Here is a 14,144-nt window from a genome sequence, read left to right on the forward strand (position 1 = left end):
TAGCACTCGAAAAAAAGGAGTGATAAAATGCCAAAAGAATTGAGTAATAGACAAAAGAGAGTATTATTTGCTATTATAGAAAATTTTATTGAAGAAAAAAAACCAATTAGTTCATCGGAAATATTAAAAAAATCAAATTTAAATGTTAGTTCAGCAACTATTAGAAATGATATGCAGAAATTGCAACATTTAAATTTAATATTCCAACCACATTCTAGCGCTGGTAGAATACCTACGGATAATGCGCTAAGACTTTATTTTGAAGCTATTAAAGAAAGTTTTTCAGTTTCTAGTAAAAATATTGAATTACCTCAAGAATATAAATTTTATGATATAAATTTAATGTTTGACAGATTTTCCAAGGTATTGTCTGAATTGACAAATGGAATAGTTATTTTGGAATTACCAGATTCAAAATATGTATATATAACGAGAGCTGTAGTTTCGGATTTAACAAATGATTTTTATCAAATAACATTAATGACTAATTTGGGATTATCTATTACTAGAACAGTGGAGAAATTTGGTTTTCCTTCTGTAAAAGAATTAGAAAAAATATTAAATGAAGGTCTTGTTGGAAAATCTATGCATGAGATAATAAATATTATAAAATCTAAAACAATAGAAGGAGAAAAGGATGTTAGAATAATAAATTTATATAATTTAGTCTTTTTATTAGTAGAGGAGTTTTTTAGAAATAAATTTATTGTTAATGGACTTGCTAGAATTATATCTACAGAATATTTTAACACAAAAGAAATAATTTTTCTATCAAAAATTGTTGAGGAAGATAAATTAAAGGCTCAATTATTTTCTATGAAACCATTTGATATGGAAATTAAAGTAACTATTGGGAATGAATTTGAAATAAGCGAATTAAAAAATTTTGCGATGTTTGAAACATCATATTGTTATAATGCTAATCCGTTAGGGAAGGTTGCTATTATAACTTTTAAATATAGTGATTATAAGAGGATATATTCTGTTTTAAAAGAATATACATCTAGATTATCAAAAATAATATCTAAAAATTTATAAAATTCTAAGGAGGGATTATAATGCCAAAAAAGAATATAGATAATATAGAAAACAAAGAGAAAGAATTAGATACTGATATGGAAAAATTAATGAACGAAATAGAAGAGTTAAAAAAACAACTCGAAGAAGAAAAAGATGAAAAGGAAAAAATAAAAGAAGAATATGAAAAGAAAATAGAAGAATATGAAAAAATAAAAAATTACGCAGTAAATTTAAAAGTGGATTTTGAAAATTATAAAGATATTGTACAAAAAGAAAAACTGAGAATAAAAAAGGAAGCAAAGGAAAATATTATTAAGCAAATACTTCCAATATATAAAAACTTTAGTATAGTTATGAATAATCAAGAAAATCTTGATATTTTTGCTAAAGGTGTAGAAATGGTATATAAATCGTTAGTTAAAACAATTGAAGATATAGGAATAGAATTTATAACGCCAAATAAAAATGATAAGTTTGATCCTTTTGAACATGAAGCTATAGAAAGGATTGAAACAGATGAGGTTGAAGAGTATCATGTATTTAGTTTAGAATCACCGGGAATAAAACTCGAAGGTAAAATATTAGAACCAGCTAAGGTAAAAGTAGCTATAAAACCTATAAAAAAAGAAGATAATGGAAATGATGATGTAACAAACGAAGAAAGGGGTGAATAGTATTGAACCAAAAAAAAGATTATTATAAAATATTAGGAGTTTCAAAAGACGCGTCTCCAGAAGAAATAAAAAAAGCATATAGACAATTAGTAAAAAAATGGCATCCAGATAGACATCAAGAGAATAAAAAAGAAGCAGAAGAAAAGTTTAAAGAAATTCAAGAGGCATATGAAGTATTAAGTGATCCTCAAAAGAAATCATTATACGATAGATTTGGATTTGTTCCAGAGAATGGTATGCCACCACCAAACCAAGGTGGAAGAGGAGGATTTGAAGATTTATTTGAAGATTTATTTGGTAATTTTGGCAACTTTGGAGATTCTGGAAGTCCTTTTTCTGATATTTTTGATATGTTCATGGGAGGAAGTTCGTCTTCCAAAAGAAGACAAAGAACCTCTAAACCGCCTGTAAAGGGTGAAGATAAATTCTTTTCTATTACTGTAGATTTAAAAGATGTATTAAATGATATAAAAAAACATATTGAATACGATAGATATACTGAATGTAAATCATGTAAAGGTACAGGTGCGAAAAATGGGACTAGTTTTACAACATGTCCTAGATGTAATGGTACTGGAACTATAAAAGAGGAAGAGAGAACATTTTTTGGTGTATTTGTAAGAAATTATCAATGTCCTACATGTAATGGTGAGGGTAGGATAATAAGTGAAAGATGTGATGTGTGTCATGGAAGTGGTAAGGTAATAATAAGGGAAAAAGTAGATATAAATATTCCAGCTGGTGTTGAGGATGGATATGCATTTAGGATACCTGGTAAAGGGAATGATGGTAAAAATGGTGGCCCCGCAGGAGATTTGATTATAAAGGTAAATGTTAAAAATCATCCAAGGTTTATTAGAAAAGGTAGCAATTTAGAAACTACAGTTGATATAGATTATATTCAAGCTTTATTAGGAGATACATTAGAGTTAAATTTATTAAATGGTAAAACGACATTAAAGATTCCTGAGGGAACAAACCCAGGTACAGTTCTTGTATTAAAAGGTCAAGGGTTGCCTGATTTTAGAACTGGTAAATATGGAGATTTATATGTTAAAATTAATGTTAAATTTAAGAAACCGGGATTGAGAGAAAGAAAATTATTAAAGGAAATTGCAAAACTTAAGAAATTGGGGGAATAAAAATTGGTAAAAAAAATTAAAAAAGAGGCGTTTAATTATTTTATTATTACTATTGGAACTATATTAACTGCTTTGGGTATAGTTTTGTTTCTTGATCCATTTTCAATTGTAGCTGGCGGAGTTAGTGGTTTAGCTATAGTTTTAAAAAGTTTATTTGGATGGTGGCTAGGTCTTCAAATGCTTGTGTATAATGTTTTCTTATTTACCTTAGGTTTTTGGCTATTGGGTATAGGATTTGGATTTAAAAGTATTTATGCGGCAGGACTTTTATCTGTTTTAATTGATTATTTTGAACAGGTTTTGCATTTAGATAAAATGATGAAAGAATTATTATTAAATAATAGTTATAATATGGATCCATTATTGATTAGTGCGATATATGGTGGAGTATTAACAGGAATAGGAATAGGACTGGTAATATGGAGAAATGCATCTACAGGTGGAACTGACATAATAGCATTAATTATCAATAAGTATTTTCATATATCCTCGGGGAAAGGGTTATTGTTAGTTGATTCTTTAGTTACAGCATCTGCATTTTTGATAAATCCTATTGTTCCAATGTATGGTGTTATAACAATATTTGTTACTTCTAAAATGATTGATACAGTAGTGGAAGGTTTTGAATCAACAAGAACAGTCTTTGTAATAAGTGAAAAATGTGATAAAATTAAAGAGAAAATATTAAAAGATTTAGATAGAGGTGTAACAATTATAGATGGAAAAGGTGGATATACTTTAAAAGAAAAAAATGTTTTAATGGTTGTATTAACTAGAAGAGAATTGGGTGAATTAAGAAGGATTATAAGAAATATTGATGAAAATGCTTTTGTTAACATATTACCAAATACAGAAACCTTAGGTTATGGATTTAAAAGATTAAGATAAATAAGGAGGATGAATTGTGGAAGACCCCAGTTATCAGCAGATAATTGTAATGATTGTAGAAATTATAGGATTGTTATTTCTATCGGCGTTTTTTTCAGCATCAGAAACTGCATTAACTTCAATGAGTAGATTGAAGGTAAAAGATTTAATTGAAAATGAAGATAATGAAAATGTGAGGGAAAAATTACATCATTTTTTGCAGCATCCTAATCAATTATTAACTACTATATTAGTAATGAATAATCTGGTAAATATTTTAGTATCATCGTTAACTACAGCTTTTATTATAGAGTTAGTACCTGGTAATACGGGTAGAGTTGTAGGTATAGTTACTGGATTATTAACATTAATTATTTTGATTTTTGGTGAGATAACCCCTAAAGTATATGCTAGAGAAAATACAGAAAAATTTTTTAATATAGTATTTCCTGTTATTTCATTTTTAACATATATATTAAAACCTATAGTATGGTTATTAGTCAATATTTCCAACTTTTTTATAAAACTATTTGGTGGGGAAAAAATTAGTGAGGCTCCGTTTATAACAGAAGATGAAATAATTAATTATCTTGATATTGGTCACGAAGAAGGTGTTATCGAAAAAGACGAAAAGTTTATTATGAAAAGAGGCCTTGAATTAAAAGAAATTTCAGTTAAAGAAATTATGACACCAAGAGTTGATATTGTTGCTATTTCCGAAGAAGAAAATTTAGATGATTTTGTTAAATTAATCAACGAAGAAGGATATTCAAGAATTCCAATATATAAAGAATCAATTGATAATATAATAGGTGTATGTTATGCTAAAGATTTATTCAAAATAATTGAAAAAGAAGGAATGAAAGAAGATATATTACAATTAAATATAAAAAATTTAATGCATAAAGTGGAATATATCCCTCTTACTATGAAAGTTAGAGATGTTATGAAATTATTTTTAGAAAAACATACTCATATGGCCATTGTAGTAGATGAATATGGAGGGACTGCTGGTTTAGTTACATTAGAAGATATTTTGGAAGAATTAACGGGTGAAATATTAGATGAATATGATATTGTATCAGAAGAAATAAATATAGTTAAACTAGGGAAACAGACATATTTAGTAAATGGTACAACACCTATAAACGATATTGAAAGAGAATTGGATTTAGAATTACCAGAAACGGATTTTGAAACTATAGGTGGATTATTATTAGAAGAGTTTGAAAGATTTCCAAAAGCTGGAGAGAAAATAGCTCTTGAAGGAGTAATTTTTGAAATAGTTTCCGTTTCAAAAAATAAAATAGATAAGGTTAAAATAACTGTTAAGGAGGATTTTAATGAAAATAAATGATGAAAAATTTGAATTGTTATATAAAAAGGCTAAAGATGCAATGAATAAATCATATTCTCCATATTCAAAGTTTAAAGTTGGAGCTGCATTATTGACAAAAAGTGGGAAAATATATACAGGAACAAATATAGAAAATGCATCATATGGTTTGTCAATGTGTGCTGAAAGGACGGCTATATTTAAAGCTGTATCAGATGGCGAAAAAGATTTTGAAACATTGGTAGTTATAGGAGATACAGATAAACCTATTAGTCCGTGTGGAGCTTGTAGGCAGGTTATTGCGGAGTTTGGAGTTGATGAAGTAATTCTTACTAATTTGAAAAAAGATTTTAAAGAGATGAGTGTTGAAGATCTTCTTCCTTATGGTTTTTCTGGAGAAGAATTAGATGATAAAAATACTAATAGTTGATGGAAATGTTGAACAAAGATCATATTTAAAAGAAATATTATTAAATAGTGATTTAGATAAAGAAATTGAGGTGTATGAAGCATCAAATGGATTAGAAGGGTTAAAAATGGCTCAATATAATGAGCCAAATATTGTCATATTAGAGCAGAATTTGCAGGAAATTGATGGAATTACTCTTTGTAAAAGTTTATCTAATAAGGATATACCTATAATATTTTTAACAACTATAAGGGATAATGAAATAAAAGAACAAGCATTTAAATCTGGTGCTTCAGATTATTTAATAAAGCCAACAAATCCATATGAATTAATAATTAGAATTAAAAAGCATCATGAATTTTACATAATTCAAAAAAAATTAAAGGATACTTTAGAAAATTATGAGAAAGATATAAAAATTGCAAGGATAGTACAAAAGGGATTATTACCAAAAAATAAAAAAATTGGTGATATTATATTTGACTATATATATGTATCATCGCATTATACATCTGGAGATATGTTGGATATAATACCGTTAGATGATAATAAATTTTTCGTATATATATATGATATATCTGGTCATGGAGTTACCTCAGCATTATTATCTATTATAGTAAAACAGGAGATAGAACAAATAGTTAAAGAAGAAAAAAATTTAAAAGATATAATATTAAAATTAGAAGAAAAAACAAAAGAACATTTTTTTGATGGAAGATATTTTACGGGAATATTTTCTATTATATTTGATAATGAGATAGAATATGTTAATATGGCTCACAGAGAAATAATTTTTTTAAAAAAGGATAAAGTAGAAATAGATATTGAAACAGATTTTCCATTAGGGGTTGGATTAATTAATAACGATAATATACATATTCATAATAAGAAAATAGATAATGACACTATAATATTATTATATACAGATGGTTTAATAGAGATAAAAGATTTTGATGAAAAATCATTATACAATGTTATATCTGAGAAAAAATATAGTAGTCCTAAAGAAGTTATTAATAATATAAGAAATATGATTAATCTTTATTTGGATTTTAATTATCCAAATGATGATGTAACCGTTTTAGCATTAAAATTTAGGAGGCAATAATATGCATTTAGAAGAAAAACAAATTAAAGAAGAAAAAATATTTTCTGGAGTATTATTGGATGTTAGAAAAAGTATTGTTGAATTGCCAAACGGTAAAGAATCAACAAGAGAATATGTTGTTCATCCAGGAGCTGTTGCTGTATTGCCAGTAGAAAATGAATATGTATATTTAGTTGAACAATATAGATTTCCAATAGGAAATAGCTTATTAGAGATTCCGGCAGGGAAATTCGATGAACCAGGTGAAGAACCTTTGGAATGCGGAAAAAGAGAGTTAGAAGAAGAAATAGGGAAAAAGGCAAAAATATGGGAATATTTAGGATATATATACACAACACCAGGTTTTTCTAATGAAGTTATTCACTTATTTTTAGCAAAAGATTTTGAAAATACTGAGATGAATTTAGATGAAGATGAGTTTTTGGAAGTAAAAAAAATAAAAATAGAAGAATTTGAAAATATGATATTAAAAAATGAAATTACAGATGCTAAAACTATAGCAGCATATACAAGAGCAAAATTATTAGGAGGGATATAAAATGGTTAGAGTAAGATTTGCACCAAGTCCAACTGGCTATTTACATGTAGGTGGAGCAAGAACTGCATTATATAATTATTTATTTGCGAAAAAATACAATGGTATATTTGTTTTAAGAATTGAAGATACTGATATAGAAAGGTCGACAAAAGAATCAGAAGATCAATTAATTGAAGCATTAACATGGTTAGGATTAGATTGGGATGAGGGGCCTAATGTAAAAGGAGAATATGGACCATATAGACAAAGTGAAAGAACATATATATATAATCAAATGGCAGAAAAGTTGATTAATGAAGGTAAAGCATATTATTCATATGTTTATCCTGAAGAAATGGAAGAAATAAAAGAAAAATTAGCTAAAGAAGGTAAACCACCACATTATTCATATGAATTATTAGAACCATATAATACAGAAGAAAGAAAAAAAGAATTTGCTGAAAAAGGATTAAATCCAGTAGTATTTTTTAAAATGCCAAGGAAAGCATTTTCAATTAATGATTTAATTAAAGGGCCAGTAACATTTGGCGAAGGTGCGATTGGTGATTTTATTATTATGAGAAGTAATGGACTACCTACATATAATTATGCAGTTGTTATAGATGATATGACAATGGAAATTACACATGTAATTAGAGGCGATGATCATTTATCAAATACATTAAGACAAGTTGCATTATATGAAGCTTTTGGTGTAAAGGTTCCTGAATTTGCTCACGTTTCAATGATATTAGGTCCTGATGGAAAGAAATTATCAAAGAGACATGGAGCAACATCAGTAGAAGAATTTAGAAATAAGGGGTATTTACCAGAAGCATTAGTAAATTATTTAGCATTGTTAGGTTGGTCACATCCAGAAGGAAAGGAAATAATGACTTTGGAAGAAATGATAGAGAACTTTGATTTAAACAGAGTAAATTCTAGTCCTGCAATTTTTGATAATGAAAAATTAAAATGGATGAATGGTGTATATATTAGACAAGCTAATTTAGATAGAGTAGTAAAATTATCAAAACCATTTATACTTGAAAAAGGATTATTAACAGAAGAACAATTTGAAAATAATAAGAAATGGGTAACAGAAGCTGTAGATATTGTAAGGGAATCAGTAGAAGATTTATCTCAAATACCAGATAAATTGGAAATATTCTTAAAGGATTTTGATGCTGATTTAGAAAATGAAGAGTTAAAATCATTCTTAGATGAAGATGGAGTTAAGAATACAATTAAATCAATATATGAAAAGATTTTAAATGATCCAGATTGGAAAGTAGAAACTATATTAAAAAATATAAAAGAAGCTATGAAAGAAGCGAAACCTAAGAAAAAGCCATTTTATATGTCTTTAAGAAAAATATTAACAGATTCTTTTGAAGGTCCGGATTTAGTAAAAACTATTCATTTAATAGGTAGGAATAGGGTTTTACAAAGACTGGAAAGAGTGGTGGCAAGATGGTAAAAATATTTGATACATTAAAAGGTGAACTGGTTGATTTTGAACCTATTGAAAAAAATCATGTGAGAATGTATGTTTGTGGTCCAACAATATACAATTTAATTCATGTTGGTAATGCTAGGCCTATGATTGTCTTTGATGCATTCAGAAGATTTTTGGAATATATAGGTTACAAAGTAACAATGGTTCAAAACTTTACTGACATTGATGATAAGATAATTAATAAGGCTAATGAAGAGGGAGTTCCTTTTGAAGAAATAGCAGAAAGGTATATAGTTGAATATTGGAAGGATTCATATAACTTAAGAATTAGAGCTGCTAATTATCATCCTAAAACATCTAATTATGTTTCAGAAATAATAGAATTTATAGAAGATCTTATAAATAAAGGATTTGCATATGAATCGGCTGGAGATGTATATTTTGATGTCTCAAAGTTTGAAAAATATGGTGAATTATCCCATAGAAATCCTGAAGATATGATTTCCGGTGCAAGAATTGAAATATCAGATAAGAAAAAAAACCCTTTGGATTTCACATTATGGAAAGCTGCTAAAGAAGGAGAACCATATTGGGAAAGTCCATGGGGAAAAGGAAGACCAGGTTGGCATATAGAATGTTCAGTAATGTCCAATTGTTTATTAGGAGATACATTCGATATTCATGCTGGTGGAAATGATTTGGTATTTCCACATCATGAAAACGAAAAAGCTCAATCAGAAGCTAGACATGGAAAAACATTTGCAAAATATTGGATGCATAATGGTATGATTAGATTTTCTGGAGAAAAGATGTCTAAATCTATTGGTAATATATGGTTAGTTAGAGAATTAGTAAAGGTATATGATGCTGATACAATTAAAACATACATTTTATCAAAACATTATAGAACACCTTTAGACTTTACAGAAGAAGGATTAAATGCGCAAAAAAAATCTGTTAAGAGGGTAAATGATTCATTAAAAAGAGTAGAAGAAAAATATAATTCTCATGTTCCATATATACCAAAATCTGATTATATGAAAGAAAAAATAAAAGAATTTATAGAATATTTATCATTAGATTTTAATACACCTAAAGCTATAGCTTTAATATTTGATTTAGTTAATGAATTAAATAAAGCTTTTGATGAAAATAATGAACAAAGAGTATTAGAAGCATATCATTTAATAAGAAATGAATTTGGTCCAATATTAGGAATTTTTGAATTACCTACAAAAGAAGAAAAAGAATTAAAAACTGAAGAATTAATGAATCTATTAATTGATGTTAGAAATGCTTTAAGAAAAGAAAAAAATTTCCAATTAAGTGATTATGTTAGAGATACATTGAAAGATATTGGAATTATTTTAAAAGATACTCCTGACGGAACAAAATACGAAATACAATAAAAAAAACTCCCAACTAAAAGTTGGGGGTTATTTTTTATATATGAGTAACATCTTAAAAATAGAAAATTTACTATAACTTTGTTATTGCAATTATGGCTCATGAAAAATTCTTCATTAATGATTTGACAAGTATAAAAAATGTGTTATAATTGTAAAGAAATAGAAAAAATGGAGGTAGGGTAATGAATTGTGAAAATGATATTTTATCCAATTTTGAACTGATGGCTGAATTATCCACCAAATTTACAGGAGAAGAAAATGAAAAAGAATTTATGAAAAAATTATTATCTGTTGCAGTGGAAAGTATTCCTGAAGCAGAGGCTGGGACCATTTGGCTTATAGATAACACTTTATACAAAGCAGTAGCTGGATATAATTATAATGAAAATATTATAGAAAATTTAATAGTTCCTTTAGAAGATTCCTATATATATAAATATATAGATAGAGAAGATATACTTGAAATAGATTCGTTTGAGGAATATAGAAGCCCGTCACAAATTTTTAAAGAAAGTGTATTTATGCTACATGAAAAGCATGAAAAAATGATAACTTTAGCCTACCCGTTAAAAGTTGGAAATAAAATAAAAGGGCATATATATATAGATAATTTCAATTTAAATATGTTTAGTGAAACTGCTAAAAAATCATTAAAAATATTTGGAAGTTTTGCATCAACATTTTTAACTTTAAAGGCTTTAAGAGATGAAGAAAAAAATGCTAATGAATTAAATAAAATATATTTAAGTTTTATAACTCATGAGGTAAGAACTCCTTTGACAGCTATATTAGGATATGCAGAAAGTATTTTAAGAAGTAAAAATGATTTATCAAAGGATGAAATAATAGATTTAGTAAGAAAAATATATTTAAGTTCAAAGCATATGAATTCGTTAATATCTGATTTATCAACATTTAATAAGCTAAATAGAGAAGAGGAAATAAATATAACAGAGTTACATTTAAAATTTTTAATTTACGAATCAATATCAATAGTTGAACCTCAATTATCACCGGAAGTAGAGTTAAATATAAAATTTGGAGAAAATATTCCAGAAATGATAGAAACTGATCCAATTAAAATGAAACAAATTTTAGTAAATATTGTTGGAAATGCTATTAAATATACTGACGAAGGATATGTTAATGTTAAAATAAATTTTGATGAGAAAACAAAAGAATATATAATTATTGTTGAAGATAGTGGACCAGGAATGCCAACAGAAAAATTAAGTGAAATATTTAAACCATTTGTTAGACTTTCTAAAAACAAACCAGGTAGTGGATTGGGATTAGCGATTGTTAAGAAGTTAATTGAACAGTTAAAAGGTAGAATTAATGTTATATCAGAATTAGGTAAAGGAACAATTTTCGAATTAAGATTTCCACAACATATATAAATATTAAACTGCTAATAAAATCCCCAGAAACTTTCTGGGGATTTTATATTATCCTTTTTTATCTAAAGCTAATTTTTCTTCGTTATTTGCATATCTTTTCATTCTTGTTTCGTAATTGTATACTCCTCTTTTGGAAGGATATTTTTCTGCATAACCTTTTTCATACCATAACTTATCAGCATATGTTTTCCAACCATCTGCTAATTTATCAATTTCTGGTGCTAATTCAGTAATAACCTTTTCACTTCCAGGATGTTGAGGAATAGCATTGAATTTTTTAACCATAGATCTAAATACTTTTGGATTATCGATAATAGGACAAGGTCTAAATAAATTATTTGAATATGGAATTGTTCTCTTATATGATTCAAAGAATGGAGATTTTATTATTTCAATAATAGATTTTTCTCTAATATTATCTACAGCAAATTGTTGGAATACACAAGGTTCTGCATAACCTTTAGCGTTAATATGCAAGTATTTTGCTCCAGCAGCTAAACAACCATGAGTTAAGAAACCATGGTTCCAGAAATCAGCAACAAATGCAAATTCTCCACCTAATCTTTTCTTTTCTGTTATTTCAAATCTTTGATATCTTTGTTCTGGAGTTGGAACAAGATCCATGGTTGGATCCATACCAACAGGCATAAATTGGTAAATCCAAACATAAGATACATTATTATCTTTTAAGAAATTCCAGAATTCATCACTCATAATTAGTTCGTGATTTTTTCTAGTTGCTGTAACTGAAGCTCCATATATTACACCATATTTTGTTAATAATTCCCAAGCTTTTAATACTTTTTTAAATACACCTTGACCTCTTCTCCAATCAGTCATTTCTTCAAAACCTTCAACTGAAATAGATAATGTAGCATTACCTAATTCTGCTAATCTTTTAGCTTTTTCTTCATCTATTAAGGTACCATTTGTATAAATCATAAAATATGAATCATTAAATTCTTCAAGCATTTCAAACAAATGTGGATATATAAATGGTTCTCCTCCAGTGATTACAAAGAAATATATACCTAAATCATTAAATTGTCTAATTACACTAAATAATTCATCTTTGGATAATTGGTATTTATGTCCATATAATCCGGCATAACAACCTACACATCTTAAATTACATGCATATGTTGGACTAATAACAGCTAGTTTTGGTAAAACCGCCTCATATTCATGCATTTTTTCTTGTCTTACTTTTTCGCCAACAGCAAATTCGTTTATAATAAGATTATTAATGATTTTTTCTACGACTTTTGGATTAGCCTTTTTAAATGTATTAGACCAATTTACTAACATAGGATCTCTGTTTTCTGCACCTTCAGCCAATTTTCTTAAACCACTTTTTGCAGGTTCTTTAGCAAAATTAGCTAAAGTTCTTAATAATTTAGCTAAATCTTCAACTTCAGCATTCCTTACAACGTTAGTTACTAATTTTGCGGATTGTTTCATCATCATAGCTTTCATACTGTCAAGGATTTTCATATAAATCCCTCCTTTTAAAATTTATTTAAGAAATTATTTTTCCAATAATGAATTCCAAAGATGGGCATAACTCTCCTTCTTCAAAATCAACTCCTACAGATTTATAAATACCAATACCATCAATCATAGCCTGTAATATAATAGCTATAGTTTTATTTGGAACAAATTCTGACCAAAGCTCAAATAATTGAGAATAATATTCGTGAAATAATTCAACTAATTCTTTAATTCTTTTTTTATTATGAATTGAATTAATTAATATTTCAAAAAGCCTTAAAAGATCATCAGAAGGAAATTCTTTTATTATTTTTGAATATAGTTTAATAATAGCTTTAGCTTTTTCTTCTTTTGATGTTTCCTTAGGAATGAGCTTTCCAATATAATTTTTTAATCTTTCCACTAATATACCAAATGCTGTTATTATTAGAGAATCTTTGCTATCAAAATACAAGTATAATGTTCCTTTTGAAACACCAGTTTCTTTTGCAACTTCATCCATTGTAAAATTGGAAAGTCCTTTTGATAATATTAAATCTAAAGCATTTTCTGCAATTTCCTTTCTTCTTTTTTCTTTATATATAAGTTTTTTATTCTTTGTATCTGATACCATATTATCACCTCTTGACTGACTGGTTAGTCAACTATATTATAATACTTTTTACAAATAGTTTCAAATATGACATAATAAGTCATAAAATTGAACTGTCAGTACATAATTTGTTTAAAAATAGATATAATGAAATTTTTAACAACTGTTTTACTGACTGACTAGTTAGTCAAAAAATTTGAGTATTCTTAATTAATTTGTAACTTAAGTATAATTACATATTTTATGATAATAATATATAATATATTAAAATCATGACCGCCGGGGGAGCTCCTATTCCGGAGCTGAGATTAAGGTGGAAACCTTAGACCCCAGCACCTGATCCGGATAATACCGGCGTAGGGAGAGCGGAATAAAAAATGCCTTCCTTGCCGGAAGGCATTTTTTATATTATTTAATTATATATTTAGTCTCCGGTAATAAGTCAAGAGGGAAATAAAAAAACAATGAAAATTAACAAAGATGAAAAATAACAAGAATTCAGAATAATACAGATAGAAAAAAGAGTAAAACAAATATTATGCACATGGTGCAAAAATTAGAATTATTTAGTTGTTTTGTTAATTGTAAACGCTTAATTATTATTATTGATTATTACTATCATCCTTTAAAAACACCATTTTTTTAGAAGATTGAGATAATTCAATAGGATTATAGGATGAATTATTTTTAAGCATATAATAAATACTTCTAACTAGTTTT

General features: G+C 27.1%; 13 protein-coding genes and 1 riboswitch. Of the genes, 11 read left to right on the forward strand and 2 right to left on the reverse strand.

Annotated features, from left to right (window positions below; all coding sequences use genetic code 11):
• Positions 1-27 precede the first annotated feature (27 nt).
• The 11 genes from AS160_RS05225 (at position 28) to AS160_RS05275 (ending at position 11,341) form a co-directional block, all read left to right on the forward strand.
• On the forward strand, positions 28-1,038 hold the full coding sequence (locus AS160_RS05225) for an HTH domain-containing protein (protein WP_165145923.1): 1,011 nt from the start codon (positions 28-30) through the stop codon (positions 1,036-1,038).
• A 20-nt stretch (positions 1,039-1,058) separates the two neighbouring features.
• Positions 1,059-1,694, forward strand: coding sequence for a nucleotide exchange factor GrpE (locus AS160_RS05230; protein WP_165145926.1), 636 nt, complete (start codon positions 1,059-1,061; stop codon positions 1,692-1,694).
• On the forward strand, positions 1,691-2,836 hold the full coding sequence (dnaJ, locus tag AS160_RS05235) for a molecular chaperone DnaJ (RefSeq protein WP_346774424.1): 1,146 nt from the start codon (positions 1,691-1,693) through the stop codon (positions 2,834-2,836). The genes AS160_RS05230 and dnaJ overlap by 4 nt, the downstream gene beginning before the upstream one ends.
• Before the next feature lie 3 nt (positions 2,837-2,839).
• Complete coding sequence (locus AS160_RS05240) at positions 2,840-3,724, forward strand: YitT family protein (protein ID WP_206528108.1); 885 nt, start codon at positions 2,840-2,842, stop codon at positions 3,722-3,724.
• A 16-nt stretch (positions 3,725-3,740) separates the two neighbouring features.
• Positions 3,741-5,060: a hemolysin family protein gene (locus AS160_RS05245; protein WP_165145932.1), complete on the forward strand. Its 1,320-nt coding sequence runs from the start codon at positions 3,741-3,743 to the stop codon at positions 5,058-5,060.
• Positions 5,053-5,469, forward strand: coding sequence for a cytidine deaminase (locus tag AS160_RS05250; protein WP_165145965.1), 417 nt, complete (start codon positions 5,053-5,055; stop codon positions 5,467-5,469). Before AS160_RS05245 ends, AS160_RS05250 begins: the two co-directional genes overlap by 8 nt.
• A complete protein-coding gene (locus AS160_RS05255) occupies positions 5,447-6,556 on the forward strand; it encodes a fused response regulator/phosphatase (protein WP_165145935.1) in 1,110 nt (369 codons plus the stop codon). Before AS160_RS05250 ends, AS160_RS05255 begins: the two co-directional genes overlap by 23 nt.
• 1 nt (position 6,557) lies before the next feature.
• Positions 6,558-7,094, forward strand: coding sequence for an NUDIX hydrolase (locus AS160_RS05260; RefSeq protein ID WP_165145938.1), 537 nt, complete (start codon positions 6,558-6,560; stop codon positions 7,092-7,094).
• 1 nt (position 7,095) lies between these two features.
• The gene (gltX, locus tag AS160_RS05265) at positions 7,096-8,553 is read left to right on the forward strand and encodes a glutamate--tRNA ligase (protein WP_165145941.1); all 1,458 of its coding nucleotides are present in this window, start codon (positions 7,096-7,098) and stop codon (positions 8,551-8,553) included.
• On the forward strand, positions 8,547-9,941 hold the full coding sequence (gene cysS / locus AS160_RS05270; RefSeq protein ID WP_165145944.1) for a cysteine--tRNA ligase: 1,395 nt from the start codon (positions 8,547-8,549) through the stop codon (positions 9,939-9,941). The genes gltX and cysS overlap by 7 nt, the downstream gene beginning before the upstream one ends.
• A gap of 182 nt (positions 9,942-10,123) precedes the next feature.
• Positions 10,124-11,341, forward strand: a complete 1,218-nt coding sequence (locus tag AS160_RS05275) for a HAMP domain-containing sensor histidine kinase (RefSeq protein WP_165145947.1) — start codon at positions 10,124-10,126, stop codon at positions 11,339-11,341.
• 48 nt (positions 11,342-11,389) lie between these two features.
• On the opposite strand, the gene AS160_RS05280 is transcribed toward AS160_RS05275, so the two are convergent.
• Positions 11,390-12,835, reverse strand: coding sequence for a radical SAM protein (locus AS160_RS05280; RefSeq protein WP_165145950.1), 1,446 nt, complete (start codon positions 12,833-12,835; stop codon positions 11,390-11,392).
• 25 nt (positions 12,836-12,860) lie between these two features.
• Complete coding sequence (locus tag AS160_RS05285; RefSeq protein WP_165145953.1) at positions 12,861-13,445, reverse strand: TetR/AcrR family transcriptional regulator; 585 nt, start codon at positions 13,443-13,445, stop codon at positions 12,861-12,863.
• Positions 13,446-13,695: 250 nt separating this feature from the next.
• A riboswitch (TPP riboswitch) is annotated at positions 13,696-13,805 on the forward strand.
• Positions 13,806-14,144: the final 339 nt, after the last annotated feature.

The sequence above is a fragment of the Marinitoga sp. 38H-ov genome (assembly GCF_011057715.1).
Lineage (GTDB): Bacteria > Thermotogota > Thermotogae > Petrotogales > Petrotogaceae > Marinitoga.

What these genes read in the sequence shown, in the direction of transcription:
- AS160_RS05225 (WP_165145923.1), top strand. Translation starts at nt 28, where the DNA reads ATGCCAAAAGAATTGAGTAATAGACAAAAGAGAGTATTATTTGCTATT.
- AS160_RS05230 (WP_165145926.1), top strand. Translation starts at nt 1,059, where the DNA reads ATGCCAAAAAAGAATATAGATAATATAGAAAACAAAGAGAAAGAATTA.
- AS160_RS05255 (WP_165145935.1), top strand. Translation starts at nt 5,447, where the DNA reads ATGATAAAAATACTAATAGTTGATGGAAATGTTGAACAAAGATCATAT.
- AS160_RS05260 (WP_165145938.1), top strand. Translation starts at nt 6,558, where the DNA reads ATGCATTTAGAAGAAAAACAAATTAAAGAAGAAAAAATATTTTCTGGA.
- gltX (WP_165145941.1), top strand. Translation starts at nt 7,096, where the DNA reads ATGGTTAGAGTAAGATTTGCACCAAGTCCAACTGGCTATTTACATGTA.
- cysS (WP_165145944.1), top strand. Translation starts at nt 8,547, where the DNA reads ATGGTAAAAATATTTGATACATTAAAAGGTGAACTGGTTGATTTTGAA.
- AS160_RS05275 (WP_165145947.1), top strand. Translation starts at nt 10,124, where the DNA reads ATGAATTGTGAAAATGATATTTTATCCAATTTTGAACTGATGGCTGAA.
- AS160_RS05280 (WP_165145950.1), bottom strand. Translation starts at nt 12,835, where the DNA reads ATGAAAATCCTTGACAGTATGAAAGCTATGATGATGAAACAATCCGCA.
- AS160_RS05285 (WP_165145953.1), bottom strand. Translation starts at nt 13,445, where the DNA reads ATGGTATCAGATACAAAGAATAAAAAACTTATATATAAAGAAAAAAGA.